This is a genomic window from Planococcus sp. APC 3906 (assembly GCF_030407685.1).
In the GTDB taxonomy this organism is placed as follows: domain Bacteria; phylum Bacillota; class Bacilli; order Bacillales_A; family Planococcaceae; genus Planococcus; species Planococcus koreensis.
Genome location: NZ_JASDCW010000006.1, coordinates 34,304 through 52,021, shown reverse-complemented (window position 1 = coordinate 52,021; position 17,718 = coordinate 34,304). Strand labels below are relative to the sequence as shown.

The following is a 17,718-nucleotide window of genomic DNA, read 5'->3' as shown; positions in this document are numbered from 1 at the left end:
ATATTAGCTTTACTTTTTATCTGCGATTGTGTATTCTTCGGTTAGAGGGACATATCTTTATTTGCAGATGATATCAAGCGGCCTATAAAATGATTTTCATATAAAGTGGTTGAATGTTCCGGACGATAGTGCCGGGAACAGCGCCAAGAAGAATGTAAGCATTCTTTTTGGCGTTTTTTTATTTTCAAAACTGCTGCTGAAATTTTTGCACAAGACAATGAAAGGGTGGATCAATATGCAGCGCATCGAAGAGATTGCGGAAAAAGTGGGGCATTTATTGGACGCGGAGACGGAAATCGAACTGGATTGCTGCCTGGTCAGGAAAGAACGGACGCTTCAAATACAATCCAATCAGCATTGTTTTACTTGCAAATTGGATCTGAATATTTCGTTCAAGCATTTGAAGGAAGATGGTACAGCAGTCAATAAGGCGGAAATCTGCTTGCTGCCGGAAGAATTCACAAATTTTCTAAAAATCCTGCGGAGCCATCCGATTCCGATGCCGACGGACTATTCACAATGGCTGGAAGAAAACCCGAACCTGATTTGTGTACACCTGGAATCGAAAGAGCCGCCGCAGCATTTTGCAGAACGGCTTGCCACTGCGTTGCAATCCTTGAACCAAGTAGACCGGGAAGTATTTTTTATGTAAGACTCATTAAATATCAAATATTCTGAAAACAAATGTTATAATGGGAAGGTGAGAAATTTAAAATCATAAGGAGGCAGATTGGATGGATCTACAAGGCAAAGTGGCAGTGGTGACAGGCGGTGCATCAGGCATCGGGCTGGCAACCGCAAAAGCGTTTCTCGCTAAAGGGGCGAAAGTGCTGGTGGCTGATTTCAACGAAGAAGGCGGCAAAGCCGCAGTTGAACACATGAAAGAGCACAGCGGCAGCGTCTCGTTCTTAAAAGTGGATGTGTCCCAGGAAGAAGCTGTACAAAACTTGGTGGCGGAAGCGGTCAGCCAATACGGCCAGCTCGACATCATGGTCAATAACGCGGGCATCGGTTCTCTTGGCGAAACCCACGAGCTGACGTACGAAGATTACCATAAAACCATCGCGGTTAATCAGGACAGCGTCTTTTTCGGTTCCAAACATGCCGTCCGGGAAATGATGAAAACCGGCGGCGGGGTCGTCATCAACACTTCTTCGATCCTCGGCAGCGTCGGGGAAGGCGGCGCATTTGCGTATAATGCTTCCAAAGGGGCGGTCAATTTGATGACCAAATCACTTGCCCTTCAATACGCCAGCAAGAATATCCGCGTCAACGCAGTCGCTCCTGGCTATGTCGAGTCAGGCATGGTCAGCCGTGATGCGCTCGGACCGGAATTCTATGATGCGTTGGTGGCAAAACATCCGATCGGCCGTCTCGGTCAGCCGGAAGAAATCGCCCATGCCATCGTCTTCCTTTGTGAAAATGAATTTATGACAGGCACGACCATTTTGGTCGATGGCGGATATACAGCGCAATAATACGAGAATGAAGAGAGCCTGATTGGGCTCTTTTTTTTTTATTTTATAGACGACAAGAACTTAATAGTAAGTGATTTAAATATTAAATCTAAATATTCAAAATAGTATTGCAAATAAAAAACAATAAGAATATACTATAAAAAAATCAGCAAGGGAGGGATTGCAATGAATCAAAGTGTTAACAGTTTACAGTTAACTTTTGAAAATCGAGTCGCAATCGTCACTGGAGCGGCACATGGAATCGGGCGCGCCATTTGCAGGGAGCTCGCTGTCCGGGGAGCAGCCGTAGCGGCGGCCGATATTCTTGGGCATTCCCTCTTGGAAACGAAAGAAGAAGTGGAAAGAGCTATCGCCGCCTCCGCTTCAGCTGGATCGATCAATACATATATTTGCGACGTGACCGATTCCGGCGCAGTAAATAACTTTGTCGAAAAAGCCGCAGCCAGCTTTGGTAAAATCGATATTCTCATCAATGTTGCCGGCGGCGTGGCTGGGCAAGTCCACCAGGCCATTGAAGAGGTGTCAGACGAGCAATGGGAAAAGGTTATCGATATTAATCTTAAATCGGCTTTTTATATGGTGCGGGCGGTGGCGCCGCATATGAAAAAAGAAGGCTACGGCCGAATTGTCAATATTTCAAGCGGTGCAGGCCGCAGCAGCAGTTTGACCGGCATACAGGCCTACACCAGCGCGAAAGCAGGACAAATCGGCTTTTCCCGCCAAATGGCGAGGGAACTGGGGCGCTATGGCATAACCGTCAACAATGTGGCCCCGGGATTTGTCTTATCCAACCCTTCAACTGAAAGGCAATGGGGTGCAATGAACAGCACCCAGCAGGAGAATCTGATCGAATCCATTTCACTCAAAAGACTGGGCACAGCGGAAGACATAGCTCATCCGGTTCTCTTTTTCGCATCAGACTTTTCCCAGTATGTAAGCGGCCAAGTGATTTCGGCCGATGGTGGACTACAACTTTTCTAGGAGGGCACATAATGGCAATTACGATTATCGGAGCCGGAGCAATCGGGGGAGTGTTGGGCGCATACCTTTCGCGTGCGGGGGAAGAGGTCATATTCTGTGACGTCGCTGAAGAGCATGTCAACAAGATCAATTCAGATGGGCTGACGATTGAAGGGCTTGAAGAAACCTTTACAGTGAAAGCCGAAGCTTTCACGCCGGAACAGCTCATCGAAAGGCGCCAGCCGCTGAGCACGGTTTTCCTGTGCGTCAAAGCCCATCACACAGAAAAAGCGCTGACGCCTTTGCTGCCTCTTTTGACCCCTTCTTCTGAAGTGGTTTCGCTGCAGAATGGACTTTGCGAACGGCGGATTTCGAAGATGATCGGAGCCGAACGCACAATCGGCTGCTTCGTCAATTTCTCGGCAGATTATATCGAACCGGGAAAAATCCTGTACGGCGGCGTTGCTTCCCTTTACCTGGGCGAATTGGACGGGCGGATTTCACCGCGCATCTTGGCATTAAAAGACAAACTTCAAGTATGGGGTCCTGCAGAAGTGACTGACAATATTTGGGGTTTTCTTTGGGGCAAGATGTCATATGCAGGTTTGTTATATGCCACCGCACTTGTTGACGAAACAATGGCCACAGTGGTGCGGCGGCGCGATTTGCGCGGCATGCTCATGGAATTATGCGCAGAAATCCTGGAGACAGCTGACCGGGAAGGGGTGCAGCCGCTCGGTTTTGATGACTGGGAACCGTCTTTGGTCTATCCCCGTGAAACAAGGGACCCGGAAAAGCTGGATGCTCAGCTGGAGAAACTGGCCGGTCGGATGGATGCCAATAAAAAGCAGAAAAGCGGGATATGGCGTGATTTAGCTGTCCGCAAACGGAAAACAGAAGTGGATGCCCAATTGGTGCCGATTCTGGAAATCGGACAAAATCACGGAATCGAAATGCCGCTGCTGGCAGCATTGATTGAAGCCATAAAAGAGATTGAATTCGGCGTTAGGCCGATGGGATGGGAAAATTTATACGAAATGCAGGAGATCTACGAGACATTGCCGGCAAGGGCGAGCCGGCTATAGGAGTGAAAGAGATGATTATCCCAGACCAAAGAACCTTATCGGACGATGTAGCAAAAATCATCAGGAAAATGATCTTGAACGGTGAATTGCAGGCGGGCAGTTGGATCAACCAAGCGCAGCTGGCAGAAAAATTCAGTATTTCAAGAGGGCCGATCCGGGAAGCGTTAAAGCTTCTGCAAAATGAAGGGTTGATCAAACATGAGACCAATAAAGGGACGTTCGTGGCGACTTTGTCTCAGCAGGATGCCTTTGAAATTTATACATTGCGCGCCTTGCTGGAAGGGGAAGCGGCGCAATTGGCATTGCCGCATTTGACGGACAAGGATATGAGTGAACTGGAAGGCTATATTGAACAGTTTACGGAGGCGATGGAAGACCATGATATAGAACGGCAAGTCCAATGCGACATTCTGTTTCATGGCAAAATCGTAGCGGCATCCAAGCATAACCGGCTCATCAGCATCCATAAGCATCTTGATACCCAAGTCGGGGTCATGTATTTGACCGTAGCCAATCGGGTGCCGATGCGGGTGGAGCAAGTGGTGCAAAATCATCGGGTGCTGCTGGATGCGCTCCGCACACGCAATAAAAAGAAAATCCAAAAAGCATTTTCGGATCATTACACAGCGGCGCTGAAGGATTTATCAAAAATGCCATCAACCCAAGACTGAAAAGGCGGTGGAAGTATGCTGTTGGACGTAAAAAATATGTCACTGTCGCTGAAACGGGCGGGGAAATATTCACCGATTCTTGAAGACCTCTCTTTTCAGGTAAAACAAGGTGAAACTCTAGGGATTGTAGGGGAATCGGGCTGTGGAAAAAGCATGACGGCGTTGTCATTGATGCAGTTGCTGCCGGATAAAGCACGACTCACGGGCGAAGTGGATCTGCAGGGGAAATTGATTTCCGTTTATTCCAAAAGGCGGCTTGAAAAAATCAGAGGCAATCAAATGTCGATGATTTTCCAAGATCCGCTGACTTCACTGAACCCGCTGCAAACAATCGGCACACAAATCGAGGAATCGCTTATCCTCCATACGAAAAAGAGCAAGGAGGAGCGGCGGGGCAGAGTGCTGCAATTGCTGAAGGCTGTCGGTTTGCCGCGTGCAGAAGAGTTGATCGATGAATATCCGCACCAGTTATCGGGAGGCATGCGGCAACGGGTGATGATAGCGATTGCCATGGCCTGTGAGCCACAGCTATTGATTTGTGACGAGCCGACAACGGCGCTGGATGTAACCATCCAGGCCCAGATTTTGGAATTGATGAACGAAATTAAACAGCAGACGAATATGGGCATCATTATGATTACCCACGATATGGGCGTTGTCGCCGAAGTTTGTGACCGGGTGTTGGTCATGTATGCCGGAAAAATCGTCGAAGAGGCGCCGGTCATTGAATTATTCCAAAACCCGAAACATCCTTATACGCAAGGGCTCTTGGCATCGATACCGAAGCTCGGCGAGCGCAAGAAAAAACTGGGATCGATTCTGGGCACTGTCCCCACGCCAGGAAGCATGCCGGTGGGCTGTCGTTTTGCCGACCGTTGCCCGCATGTAATGGATGTCTGCCGAAATGTGACCCCTGCCATGATCCGCATCAAAGAAGATCATCAAACTGCCTGCTGGCTCTACGATGAAAAGGAGGGGACGGCGAATGGCTCTGCTGGAAGTAAGCAACTTGAAACAGCATTTCACCACTAAAAAAGGTTTTTTAGGAGAAAAGACAATCGTCAAAGCGGTAGATGGCGTGTCGATCACAATAGAGGAAGGCAAAACATTGGGTGTTGTCGGGGAATCCGGCTGCGGCAAATCCAGCCTGGGACGTTCAATCCTGCGTTTGGTGGAACCGACGGAAGGCAGCATTAAGTTCGAAGGGGAAGAAATTGTAGGCATGTCTGCTAAGCGGTTGAAGGAATTGCGCAAAGAAATGCAGATCGTCTTCCAGGACCCTTATGCTTCGCTGAACCCAAGGCGGACGGTGCGCCAAATCCTTGAAGCTCCGCTCATCATCCACGGCGTCGGCGATAAAAGGGAGCGAAAAGAGCTGATCGAGAATTTGTCGGGGAAAATCGGTTTGCGGAAAGAGCAGCTCAGCAATTATCCCCATGAATTTTCAGGCGGACAGCGCCAACGCATCGGGATTGCCCGGGCATTGGCACTCAATCCGAAATTGATCATCGCCGATGAACCGGTTTCAGCGCTCGATGTTTCTGTTCAATCGCAGGTGCTCAATTTGATGCTCGAATTGCAGCAGGAGATGAATCTCAGCTATATGTTCATTTCCCATGACTTGTCCGTTGTGCAGCATATCTCGGATAAAGTAGCGGTGATGTATCTAGGGAAAGTTGTTGAAATCGCTGATGTCGGAAAGGTTTACGATACGCCGATGCATCCTTATACGCAGGCGCTGCTTTCTGCACTGCCAGTTCCGGATCCGACCCGTATAAGAAGCCGCATTATCCTTCAAGGCGATTTGCCAAGCCCGTCCAATCCGCCGAGTGGCTGTACATTCCACACAAGATGCCCGATGGCGACGAAGGAATGCGCAGAAATTGTGCCGCCGCTGGAAGAAAAAGCACCAGGCCATTTTGCGGCATGCATCCACGTGTAAATATCTAGCTCTTTTCTGGACAAGGGATGACAGTTTCACCAATTTGCTCGAGGAAATGGTAACAGCTTGAATGGAAATGGAGGGGGACAGCTTAATGGACGCCTTGCGCTTTATCGGTAAACGCTTGCTGCTGATGATTCCGATACTGATCGGCATCAGTATCTTGACTTTCGCTATCTCAAATACCATCCCGGGAGATCCCGCTCGGTTGATCTTAGGCCCGAAAGCTACTCCGGAAGGGCTCGAAGCGCTGCGGGAAGACATGGGGCTGAACGATCCGCTTTATGTCCAGTACGGAAATTACATGGCAGGAATTTTTCAAGGAGACCTTGGGAAAAGTACTTATTCCCAGCGACCCGTCGTGGAGGATCTGCTCAGATATTCACCTGCCACATTTGAGCTGACGATGTTCGCGATGTTCATCACGCTGGTGGTTGGGATCCCATTTGGCGTCATCAGCGCCAGCAGGAAAGACAGGATCGCCGACCAGTTCACCCGGGTCTTCGCTTTGATCGGCGTCGCGATGCCTGCATTCTGGCTTGGCTTGCTGCTGCTGCTATTTTTCTATTTGAAACTGGGCGTGCTGCCGGGTTCAGGAAGGTTGGACGGCGGCATGTCGCCTCCGGAATATATAACCGGCATGTATACGATCGATGCGCTGTTGACCGGGAATTGGCCCGTGCTTTATGCAGCGGTCATGCACATGATTCTGCCGGGCATCACACTTGCGGCGGTGACGGTCGGGATGATTACACGGATGACGAGGTCGAGCATGCTTACTGTTCTCCAGAGCGATTATATCCGGACGGCTTTTGCAAAAGGGGCCCCGGAGAACCGGGTGCTTTATGGACATGCGCTTCGCAACGGCATTATGCCGGTCATTACGCTTCTTGGAATGGCATTCGGCCATGCGCTGGGCGGCAGTGTCCTCGTGGAAGCGGTATTTTCGTGGCCCGGCCTCGGCCAATACGCGGTCAACGCCATCAACTACTTGGATTTTCCCGCTGTCATGGGCGTCACTTTGCTTATAGCGGTCATGTTCATCATCGTCAATTTGATTGTTGATACCTTGTATTTTTTCATCGATCCGCGTTTGAAACATAACTAAGGAGAGTGATCGAGTTGGTGCGAAGAGTAACAAGCAGCCCGTTGACAATGCTCGGGCTCTTCATAGTATTGATCATCCTGATAGCAGCATTATTTGCGCCGGCCATTGCGACGCATAGCCCGACCGAAGTAGATCTCGTAAGCAAATTGGAGGCGCCGAGTGCAGAGCATTATTTCGGCACCGATGAAGTAGGGAGGGATATTTTCAGCCGCATCATCTACGGCACACGAATTTCGCTTCGCATCGGCCTATTGGTGGTGCTGATCGCGTTTCCGATTGGCACGATTCTCGGTGCGATTGCCGGTTATGCAGGCGGCCGCATCGACCAAGTCATCATGCGGATTACCGATGTCTTTCTATCATTTCCCGGCATTATTTTGGCGATGTCCATTGCGGCTGCGCTCGGACCATCAATTGAAAACGTCATGCTCGCACTCGCCGCCACCTGGTGGCCATGGTATACGCGGATTGTCAGGTCATCGGTGATGTCGATCAAGCATTCAGAATTCATTGAGGCTTCCCGGGCGCTCGGGGCGAACCCTTTCCGGATTCTGTTCAAGGAAGTAATCCCGAACTCGATTGCTCCGGCAACCATTCAGGCTTCCCTTGATCTGGGATTTGTCATCTTGTCTGCAGCGGGCCTCAGTTTCATCGGTCTCGGTGCACAGCCGCCTTCGCCTGAATGGGGCGCGATGCTGGCGAATAGCCGCGAAATATTGCGGGAAGCTTGGTGGGCGGCAACTTTCCCGGGCTTGGCAATCTTATTTACCGTACTCGGATTCAACCTGCTCGGCGATGGTCTGAATGACGTCATGGATCCTAAGCAGCGCTAAGCCGCACGTGAATCTATTGAAAGGGGGATAGAGGTTGTCTGCTCATTTCTGTGTCCGTAAATCAATCACACTAACTAAAGGGGGAAATACAGTGGAGTTTAAAACTCGATGGCCAAAATTTTTCTTATTCCTTATTATTGCTGTGTTAGTGCTTGCAGGCTGCCAAAATTACAATGAAGAAACAGAAGGAGAAGGTGCAGCATCGCCTGAAGGGACACCCGCCGAATCGAACGAAAACTTTGACGCCGAAGTCTTCAATTTTGCGACCAACCAGGACATACCAGGATTGGATCCGCATGGTTCAGCTGCGAACACTACGTTCCGCGTGATTTACATGACGTACGACCGTTTGGTGACGTATGACGGAACGTCGACAGAGCCTCAGCCGCAGCTCGCAGAAAGCTGGGAAGTGTCAGATGACGGCAAGGAGTATACCTTCAAATTGGTGGAAAATGCAAAATTCCATGACGGTTCGCCGGTGACGGCGGAAGCGGTCCAGTATTCATTCACCCGGGCGATCAATGTCGGAAAATCCGCAGCAGGGATTTTCAGCAAAGTAATTGATGAAAACAGCTTCGAAGTGATTGATGACTATACGATCAAGATTACGTTGAAAGAGCCTTTTGCTCCATTTGTCAGCACATTGGGAACGGCGTTCGGCAATATCATCAACCCGGCCCTGGAAGAAAACCATGGCGATGATTTGGGCGAAAGCTTCCTGTCAGAAGAAGTGATGGGTTCAGGCCCTTACATGCTGGACAGCTGGGATCGCGGCGAAACGCTGGTCTTGAAAGCGAATCCGGATTATTGGGGAGAAGCTCCGACGATGGAAACGGTGAATATCCGCTTCATCACGGAAGCATCCACTGCACGTTTGATGCTTGAAAAAGGGGAAATCGACATGATCGACAATACTGTCATTTCTCCTGAAGTTTTGGGGCAGATGGAAGGCACTGAAGGCGTGGAAATTTTGGAAGCGGATGGCTACCAAATCGATTACATGCCGATGAATACGGAAAAAGGCGCGCTTGCCGATGTCCGTGTGCGCCAGGCGATAGCCCACAGCATCAATTACGATGCATTGCTGGAAAGCGTCTATCTGGGCAAAGCGGAGCGCATCGTCGGAGCTGTTCCGAAAGGCATGTTCGGTTTTAATTCCGATGCCAAGCTTTACGATTACGATTTGGACAAAGCGAAAGAATTGCTGAAAGAGGCCGGCCATGAAAGCGGGCTGGAACTTGAAATTGCCATTTCCGAAGACAATGAAGTGCGCAGCAACACGGCATTGCTGCTGCAATCCGATTTAGAGAAAGTCGGCGTTACGCTGAACATCAAAACGTACGCTTGGCCGACATTCCTGGATCTAGTCACAACAGGAAAACATGATTTCGGCCTGGTTTCCTGGACGCCGGATTATCCGGATCCGGACTATAACCTCTGGTACTTCGCCCATTCATCCAGCAAAGGGCCAGGATTCAACTTGGCGTTCTATGAAAACAGCGAAATCGATGCGCTTCTGGAAGAAGGAAGAACTTCTACGGATGAAGCGCTGCGTGAAAACAACTACATGGAAATCCAGAATATCATGGCAGAGGAAGTTCCGTATATCTTTGTCGCCCAGCCCAAATTGCAGGCTCCTTTAAGAAGCTGGGTCAAAGGCTATGAATTGAATCCGATGAATTCCTGGTATGTACCATTCCACAAGATCACGAAAGAAGAATAGGGCATGAGGGTGGGAGCGGCTGTCGCACAACAGCTGCCTCCCTCTTTTTTAGAAAAATGGCAGGTCCAGAGGGTTCAGAAAATCACATAAGGTGGGGAGTACGGACATGGAGAAAGAATGGAAGGTATTGAATGTATCTGCTGCGAAAGGGGAAAAAGTGAAATCTTACCTTGAATTGCCCTCTATAGAAGAAAAGCTGCCGGTCTTTCTGGTCAACGGTTCTCAGGAAGGCCCGACAGTTCTGGTTATGGGTGGCATCCATGGCTGTGAATATACATCAATCGACGCGGCTCAAAAGATTGGTGCGGCGCTTGACCCTGAAGAGATGAAAGGAAAGGCAATCGTTTTGCCGATTGCAAATCCTGCTGCATTTTATGCCCGCAGCATTTATGTCCACCCAAAAGACCATAAAAACCTGAACCGCATGTTTCCTGGAAATCAACATGGAAGCGATGCGGAAAGGCTCGCTTATTGGCTCAATGAAGCGGTGATGAAGAAGGTCGATTACATCATTGACCTCCACGGGGGCGATATGATCGAAGCGCTGGTGCCGTTCACTATTTACCACGCAGCTGAAGATCGGAAAGTGCAAGAAACTTCAAAAGGCATGGCATCGTTATTTGAAATCAGCTATGTGATCGGCAGCAGCGGCCAAGTACCGGGATCCACTTATGGATGCGCCGCTGAACAGGGCATCCCAGCCATCATTGCAGAGGCCGGGCAACAAGGGATTATGAGTGGACAGGACTCGGAAATGCTGCAGCGGGGCGTCCGCAATGTTTTGGCGTCTTTGGGAATCCTGGCTGATGAAGTTCGGAAAGCTGACTCGGTTTATATCTCTGTTTTTGACTGGTACCGGTCCGATAGACGCGGGCTGTGGTATCCGCACATCAGAGTGGGGGAAGAAGTCGCCAAAGGACAGCTATTGGGAAGGCTGGCAGACGAATTCGGCGATACCCTTCAGGAAATCCGCTCGCATACGGATGGCGTCGTGTTATTTTTGGTCAGTTCCCTTGCCATAAATAACGGCGATCCTTTGCTGGCAATAGGAGCGTGAACTATGGAGAATGTGCTGAACCTTTCAATTATCGAGCTTGCCGCTTTGTATCGCCAGAAACAAGTGTCCCCGGTGGAAGTGGTGAAACTGTCCTTTGAACGCCAGGAAAAAATCGGGATGGCATTGAATGCGTTTATAACGGTGGCTGAAGACTCTGCGCTGCGGCAGGCAAAAAAAGCGGAAGAGGCATTTTTGGCGAACAAGCCAAGCCATCTGCTTGCAGGGATTCCGTATTCCGCAAAAGATTTATTTTATACGGAGGGAATCCGTACTACGTGCGCTTCCCCGATCCTGAGAGATTTTGTGCCGGATTACAGTGCGACTGCGGTCAGTAAGCTGGACGCGGCGGGTGCCGTCATGCTTGGAAAAACCAATATGCTTGAATTCGCATATGGAATCGTCCATCCGGATTTCGGCAAGACGAACAACCCGTGGGACCTTTCGAAAACGTCGGGCGGTTCGTCCGGTGGCTCGGCGGCTGCCGTTGCAAGCGGCATCGGTTATTTTTCACTTGGCTCGGACACCGGCGGATCGATCCGCATTCCCGCTTCTTATTGCGGGGTTGCCGGACTCAAGCCGACGCGCGGGCTGGTCAGCGTCCATGGGGTCTTTCCGTTAAGCGGGTCGCTCGACCACGCCGGGCCGATTGCCCGCAATGCGCTTGATGCGGCGCTGGTGCTGGAGGTGATTGCGGGCTTTGACCCGCAAGATCCCCATTCATTGACGGGTGGCTCCGGTGAAGTGGACATCAGCAATTTCAGTGCGTTGGATGCTAAACACGTCGGTGTTCTGCCGGAGCGCCTTCTCGGCGGACTCACGCCTGACGTGGCCCGTGTCTATAAGGAAACGCTGCAGCATGTCCGTTCACTTGGCTGGCACATCGATGAGGTGGAAATTGAAGGATGGGCACGCATGGAGGATATGATCATGGCGGTGCTGCTGCCGGAAGCGGCGCAGATCCATCAGCAATGGCTTGGCCGGAAAGAGGAGTATGCAACGATGACGTATCGTCAGATTGAGCAGGGCATGGAGGCGAAAGCGGTTGATTACTTGAATGGCCAGCGGGACCTGAAGCGGTTCACATCAGCCGTCTCAACCCTTTTTAACACATTCGACTTGTTATTGATGCCCACGGTGTCATTTGCCGCCCTTGCGGAAGATCCGGTGATCGGCAGCGAAGAAGATGAAATGCTGTTCACGGGACCTTTCAACATCAGCGGCCATCCGGCAGTGTCAGTGAATATGGGTTTCACGGCCGATGGTTTGCCGGTAGGCATGCAGCTGGCCGCCCCGCATTTTCAGGACATTGAATTGCTGCGCGCCGCGCATCAGCTTGAAACGATGCAGAGCGCTCGGATGCCCAGCTTTGATTGAGAAAAAGCCCGAATTGTGCAGTGAGAAAGGAAGCGGCTTATGGATATGATGACGATGAATTTGAACGATTTTAAAGAACTTCAGAAAAGCATCAATACGGTGCTGTTGCCGATCGGCATGATCGAAGCCCATGGCCCACATTGTGCGCTTGGCACGGATGTGCTGATTCCAAGGGAATTCGTCAGGCGGCTTGAAGAAGAGGCAGGCGACAGGATTCTGATGGCGCCTGAAGTGGCGTATGGCCATTCCTGGGGACTTGCGCCGTTTGTCGGGACGATTGATGTTCCGGGTGAAGTTTTCGGGAATTATGTTCTTGAAATTTGCAAAGGCTTTTACCAGAACGGATTCAGCAACATCATTTTGTTCAACGGCCACGGCGGCAACATTGCGAGCCTCGATCTTGTCACTGAAAAATTGGCGGATATCGGAATACGGACACTGACCATCAATTGGTATATCGATTACCGAGAAGACATCAAAAGGATTGCTCCGGACCCGGGCCATGCCGGCGAAGATGAAACGTCAATGGTCCTGGCAATCGATGAGCGGTACGCCTATACGCAAGGCGTCGGCAGCCACGAAATTCCCTTGGCCAAACGCTTCCGTTTTAAAAATGGCGGGGCCACGCTGTATCCGGAAGCCTTTTCTGGCAACGCTGGGGCAGCAACGGCGGACAAAGGGGAAAAGCTCTATGCAATGATGGTCAAGTTGGTGCTCGAAGACATACGCACATTATGGGATATTGAAATGCAGTACGAAAGGGGAATGGAAAGATGACCTTACGTTGGACTTCAGAACCGGTGGGAGAAGCGATAGTGGATATCGTTTTAAGCCTCAACGAACAAACCTTAAAACTGCACGATACGGAAACGGCGTCAGCCAGCTACAGCAGCGTCAAGCCTTCACTCCGGAACTTTGATGAAATTGGCCGCAAAATCGATGAGGTGGAAAAGGAAATCCAGGGGCTTGCCGGCCATCCGGGCAGGTATTTGCGCTCGATGGTCAATGCATACCGCTATTTTGGCCGCAGCCTTCAAGGCGACGATTTGCCTTATGCAGAATATATTGCCAACATCCAGGAATTGCCGGCCACACTGATACCGGAAGAAACGATGGCGGGGCACCGCGAACTTGTGGAAAAAGGCTTGGGAGAGCTCGGCTATAAAGGCAGCCTGCAAGAAAAAGCGCAAAGCTGGCTCGCTGAGACATTGATTGCGCCTGATAAAGTAATTGAAGTGGCAGAGTCGATGAAAGACAAAAGCAAAGAAGGAACATTAAAGCGGGTCATTGAATTGCCCGAAGGAGACGGATTGGATTACATCAAGTCGATTCAAGGGGTATTTTGGAGCGGATATTCCAAGTATACCGGCAATTTCCGCGGCAATCTGACATTCAATATTGACCGGCCTTGGACAGAACCGGTGCTGGCGCAGATCATGGCGCATGAAGGCTATCCGGGCCATCAGGCATTTTACTGCCGCTGGGATTATCTTTTTCAGCAAGGCAAACTGCCGATCGAAGCTTCTTATTACCTGATCAACAGTCCGACGAATGCGTTGTTCGAAGGGGGGCCTGAAAGTGCACTTCATTTTCTAGGATGGGACCGCGACGAAGAAGAAACCGAAGGCATCACCCTGCAAGCGAAGCAGCATTATAAACTGGCGCGCGATTGGATCGATATGCAGCGAATGGCCATGACCAATGCCTGTTATCTGTTCAATGAAGGGAAGATGAACAAAGAAGAGGCTATCGCTTATATGATGGACAAAGGGATGCTGGGACCCATCGAAGCGAATAATTGCTACCGGTTTTTCTCGCATCCCATTCAAAAAACCTATTATCCTTCCTATTATTACGGCCGTTGGATGGTCGGCAAAGGCTATGATTCGGTTGCGAAAGATCAGCGTGCGGAGTTTTTCAAAATCCTTTATGACACGCCGCATACCACCAATACGTTTATCGATGCCGTCAGTGATTTGAGCGGCAGCCGCTTTCAGCCATTTGAACAAGTTAAAACGGCCGCGAAGGATTTTGTCCTGTAACCAAACGAGGCATATCAACGCCGGAAAAGGAGGTTTTCGATGGTTGTCGAGTTGAATAAAACACACCTGGACTTGAGCGACAAGGTATCAGCAGAGAAATTGATGGCGTTTACGGCAGAAATTGCGAAAGAAGTTCGGCTCTCCGGTTCGCCAGAAGAGCTGCGGGCGTTCCAATACGTAAAGGGGGAGCTTGACGCTCTGGGTCTTGAAACCGCCTTGAGCTTTCATGACGGCTTTATCAGTTTGCCGCTGTCGGCAGAATTGCAGGCGGGCGGCATGGAGTTTCCATGCATCACCCATTCGATGTCCACTTCGACCGGCAATGAGGGCCTCGACGGAGAGCTGCTTTATGTGAAAGAGCTCGCCTCTGGCATGGAAGCAGCCGGAAAAGTGGTGCTGACGGACGGGATAGCGACGCCGGGCGGGGTGCAAATGCTGGAGCAGGCAGGAGCGATTGCCGGAATTTTCATCAATGGGTCCATCACACATGAAATGACTGTGTCCCGGGTCTGGGGCAATCCGACGCCGGAGACGAAAAAAGAGTTCCCGAAAATTCCGGTGCTTTCCATCACGGAAAAAGAAGGGGCCCAATTGCTCGGCCAATTGGCCCGGTCCGGCGAACCACTGAAGGTCTGGCTGAAAACGGAAGTCGATACCGGCTGGCGCAAAATCCCCACGTTAATAGCAGACATCAAAGGTGAAGTCGAACCGGAAAAATTCGTGTTGTTCAGCAGCCATATCGACTCCTGGCATTATGGCGCAATGGACAACGCCAGCGCCAATGCAGCATTGCTTGAAACGGCACGGATTCTGATGAGCCAGCCAATGCCTTTGCGCCGGACACTGCGCTTGGCGTTTTGGTCCGGCCATTCCCACGGCCGCTATTCAGGATCCGCCTATTATTGTGACAGCCATTGGGAAGAGCTGCATGAACATTGCCTGTTGCATGTCTATGCCGATTCGTTGGGCGGGAAAGGGGCGCAAATCCTGGGCGAAAGCAATTGCATGGCCGAAACGCGCGATTACGGAGGCTCGTTCGTCGAGGCGCTGACAGGCGAAGCTTTTATCGGCAAGCGCTTTGGAAGAGGCGGCGACCAATCTTTCTGGGGACCGGGAGTTCCTGCGTTGTTCATGGGTCTTTCCGAACAGCCGCAAACGGACGATGCAGCGTCACGCACCTTAGTGAAGCTGTTCGGAGGAATAAAATCCGGTGGCTTCGGCTGGTGGTGGCACACTGTGGAAGATACGCTCGACAAGCTCGACCCTGAAAACCTGCGGCGCGATTGCCAAGTTTACGTTTCACTGATCTACGATGCCTGTTCGCGCAAAGTGATGGCACTCAATCATGCTGCAGGCGCTGCTGAAATTTCTGCGGCATTGGAAGCTTATGCCCGTGCGGCGGGAGAGCAGTTGGATTTGTCGAAGGCTTTGGAGCGCGCTGGAAAGCTCCAAGCACTGGGAGCACAGCTCAATAAGCTCGCAGACCGGAAAGATTGGCAAGACGGCGAAGCGAAAAAATTCAACCAAGCGATGCTTGCAATCGCCCATGAATTGATTCCGCTCAGTTACGTCAGCGGCGATCTTTTCGAGCAGGATTTGGCAGTGAATCTGCCAACCATGCCGTTGTTAAAAGATATCTGGCAGCTGTCGGAAACAAAGCCAGGAAGCCCGGAAGCGTTTGAATGGCAGACCCTGCTGAAAAGGCGGCTCAATAAAGTCGAATTCGCTCTTTTAAAAGCGATTCGAATCGCTGAATCGCTGATCGAATAAGGCGCCCTTGGCTTCGATGCAAAGTTTCACTGGAAGGTACATAGAGAGAGAATGGCGTGCCTTTTCACACGCCATTCTCTCTTTATCTATTGTTCAGGAAAATTCTTTTCCATTCCAACAGAACCCAGCCAAGGGATGCCATTTGACAACAAGGGCTCGCGAGGGTAGATTTTAGCTATCAGAGATGATTGAAGGATAGCGCAGAAAGAGGGAATTAAAGTGAAAAAACAAGTCGTGGTAATTGGCCTTGGCCGTTTTGGCAGCAGTGTGTGCCAAGAGCTTTATAAAATGGGCCATGAAGTACTGGCGATCGATTCGAATATGGAGAGAGTGGATGCGAACCGCGATCACTCCTCCCATGCCGTCATTGCCAACGCGACGGATGAAAGCGAATTGAAAGCACTGGGCGTGCGGAATTTCGACAACGCCATTGTCGCCATCGGGGATGATCTTCAGGCAAGCGTACTTTGCACATTGATGTTGAAGGAGATTGGCGTTTCGAAGGTTTGGGTGAAGGCCCGAGACCTGCAGCACCAGAAAATCCTTGAAAAAGTCGGTGCTGATCGGGTCATCCAGCCGGAGTATGAAATGGGTGTCCGCGTCGCGCACCATATGGATTCGGAAAAAATCATCGACTATATCGATTTGTCGAAGGATTACAGCATCCAGGAATTGACGGCATCGGACAAAATCGCGAACCGCACATTGGCGAAGCTTAATTTGCGGGAGCGATACAAGATTATTATTCTCGCGATCAAACGCGGAGAAGACGTCAATATTGCGCCGGTACCGAATGATGAAGTGCGGGAAAACGACGTTCTTATTGTCATGGGGCATCGGGATGACCTGAAGCGCTTCGAAGAAAAAGGAATTTAACTGAACCACGCAACCACCGTTCCCATGAACGGTGGTTTTTTATTTGGTATACAAAATTAAGTATTTATTGCTAATAAACGGGGATAAGTCTATAATTTTCAACAATATGGTATACCAAATAAAGGGGGGCAAGAACACGCAATGATCGAAATGACTGATGTGAAGAAGAATTCCGTCTATGAATACTTGTATAACGCTATTCGGACCGGCGAGATTAAGCCGGGGCAGACGCTGACGGAACGGGGATTGGCCGAGAAAATCGGGGTCAGCCGCACACCGGTGCGGGAAGCGATACGCAAGCTTGAAGAGCAGGGGATCGTTACGCACGAGCCGCATAAAGGCGTTAAGGTCATTACGCTGTCGGTCGGCAAAGTGGCGCAGTTGTATGATGTGCGCGAATTACTGGAAGGGCTCGCGGCGCGGAAACTGGCAGAACGCCATACGCCGGAAGGAATCAGCGAACTGGCCAGACTGATCGATAAAGCGGAACAGGAAGCAGTGGCTAACCATGTGCATGAACTGGCGCGCATCAATTCAGAGTTCCACCTGACATTGGCGCGCTTGTCGGGCAATGTCTATCTCGAAGCCATCATGAATATGCTGCAGACGCAGATCGGCTTGATGATGTCCGCGTCGCTGTCGACATCCGGCCGGCCGCTTCAGAATATCAGCGAACATAAGATGCTCATAGACGCGATCCGGTCTGGAGATGGTGAGTTTGCCGAAAGCATCGCCAAGCACCACGTGCGGAATGCGCGCGAACACGCAATGCAAAAATTGACAGAAGGTGGGGAATAGA

The 17,718-nt window shown here is 50.6% G+C and carries 17 protein-coding genes; all 17 read left to right on the top strand.

The features are described 5' to 3' along the window. Positions 1-235: 235 nt before the first annotated feature. The 17 genes from QMA09_RS05430 to QMA09_RS05350 all read left to right on the top strand — a co-directional run bounded on the left by QMA09_RS05430 (position 236) and on the right by QMA09_RS05350 (position 17,717). Complete coding sequence (locus tag QMA09_RS05430) at positions 236-652, top strand: DUF1259 domain-containing protein (RefSeq protein ID WP_290212334.1); 417 nt, start codon at positions 236-238, stop codon at positions 650-652. Positions 653-734: 82 nt separating this feature from the next. Further along, entirely contained in the window at positions 735-1,478 is a 744-nt protein-coding gene (locus QMA09_RS05425) for an SDR family NAD(P)-dependent oxidoreductase (protein ID WP_290212333.1), read from the top strand. A 165-nt stretch (positions 1,479-1,643) separates the two neighbouring features. Further along, positions 1,644-2,459: an SDR family NAD(P)-dependent oxidoreductase gene (locus QMA09_RS05420; RefSeq protein ID WP_290212332.1), complete on the top strand. Its 816-nt coding sequence runs from the start codon at positions 1,644-1,646 to the stop codon at positions 2,457-2,459. 11 nt (positions 2,460-2,470) lie between these two features. Further along, the gene (locus QMA09_RS05415; RefSeq protein WP_290212331.1) at positions 2,471-3,523 is read left to right on the top strand and encodes a ketopantoate reductase family protein; all 1,053 of its coding nucleotides are present in this window, start codon (positions 2,471-2,473) and stop codon (positions 3,521-3,523) included. A gap of 11 nt (positions 3,524-3,534) precedes the next feature. Then, the gene (locus tag QMA09_RS05410) at positions 3,535-4,194 is read left to right on the top strand and encodes a GntR family transcriptional regulator (protein ID WP_158290585.1); all 660 of its coding nucleotides are present in this window, start codon (positions 3,535-3,537) and stop codon (positions 4,192-4,194) included. Between the two features lie 15 nt (positions 4,195-4,209). Further along, positions 4,210-5,226, top strand: a complete 1,017-nt coding sequence (locus QMA09_RS05405) for an ABC transporter ATP-binding protein (RefSeq protein WP_290212330.1) — start codon at positions 4,210-4,212, stop codon at positions 5,224-5,226. Continuing rightward, positions 5,180-6,136: an ABC transporter ATP-binding protein gene (locus QMA09_RS05400; RefSeq protein WP_135502050.1), complete on the top strand. Its 957-nt coding sequence runs from the start codon at positions 5,180-5,182 to the stop codon at positions 6,134-6,136. Before QMA09_RS05405 ends, QMA09_RS05400 begins: the two co-directional genes overlap by 47 nt. 94 nt (positions 6,137-6,230) lie before the next feature. Beyond that, positions 6,231-7,244 carry an ABC transporter permease gene (locus QMA09_RS05395; protein ID WP_135502048.1) on the top strand — a complete coding sequence of 338 codons (1,014 nt, stop codon included), beginning with the start codon at positions 6,231-6,233 and terminating at the stop codon, positions 7,242-7,244. Between the two features lie 17 nt (positions 7,245-7,261). Continuing rightward, entirely contained in the window at positions 7,262-8,077 is an 816-nt protein-coding gene (gene nikC, locus QMA09_RS05390; RefSeq protein ID WP_290212404.1) for a nickel transporter permease, read from the top strand. 91 nt (positions 8,078-8,168) lie between these two features. Then, on the top strand, positions 8,169-9,800 hold the full coding sequence (locus tag QMA09_RS05385; RefSeq protein WP_290212329.1) for an ABC transporter substrate-binding protein: 1,632 nt from the start codon (positions 8,169-8,171) through the stop codon (positions 9,798-9,800). 106 nt (positions 9,801-9,906) lie between these two features. Next, positions 9,907-10,857 carry a succinylglutamate desuccinylase/aspartoacylase family protein gene (locus QMA09_RS05380; protein WP_290212328.1) on the top strand — a complete coding sequence of 317 codons (951 nt, stop codon included), beginning with the start codon at positions 9,907-9,909 and terminating at the stop codon, positions 10,855-10,857. Positions 10,858-10,860: 3 nt separating this feature from the next. Then, entirely contained in the window at positions 10,861-12,231 is a 1,371-nt protein-coding gene (locus QMA09_RS05375; protein ID WP_290212327.1) for an amidase, read from the top strand. A 39-nt stretch (positions 12,232-12,270) separates the two neighbouring features. Continuing rightward, positions 12,271-13,008 carry a creatininase family protein gene (locus tag QMA09_RS05370; RefSeq protein ID WP_290212326.1) on the top strand — a complete coding sequence of 246 codons (738 nt, stop codon included), beginning with the start codon at positions 12,271-12,273 and terminating at the stop codon, positions 13,006-13,008. Then, positions 13,005-14,273 (top strand): hypothetical protein, encoded by a 1,269-nt coding sequence (locus QMA09_RS05365; RefSeq protein ID WP_290212325.1) that lies wholly within the window; start codon positions 13,005-13,007, stop codon positions 14,271-14,273. Before QMA09_RS05370 ends, QMA09_RS05365 begins: the two co-directional genes overlap by 4 nt. A gap of 39 nt (positions 14,274-14,312) precedes the next feature. Next, positions 14,313-16,043: a M28 family peptidase gene (locus QMA09_RS05360; protein WP_290212324.1), complete on the top strand. Its 1,731-nt coding sequence runs from the start codon at positions 14,313-14,315 to the stop codon at positions 16,041-16,043. Between the two features lie 219 nt (positions 16,044-16,262). Continuing rightward, entirely contained in the window at positions 16,263-16,919 is a 657-nt protein-coding gene (locus tag QMA09_RS05355) for a potassium channel family protein (protein ID WP_290212323.1), read from the top strand. 141 nt (positions 16,920-17,060) lie between these two features. After that, a complete protein-coding gene (locus QMA09_RS05350; protein WP_135502033.1) occupies positions 17,061-17,717 on the top strand; it encodes a GntR family transcriptional regulator in 657 nt (218 codons plus the stop codon). The last annotated feature ends 1 nt before the right edge of the window (position 17,718 follow it).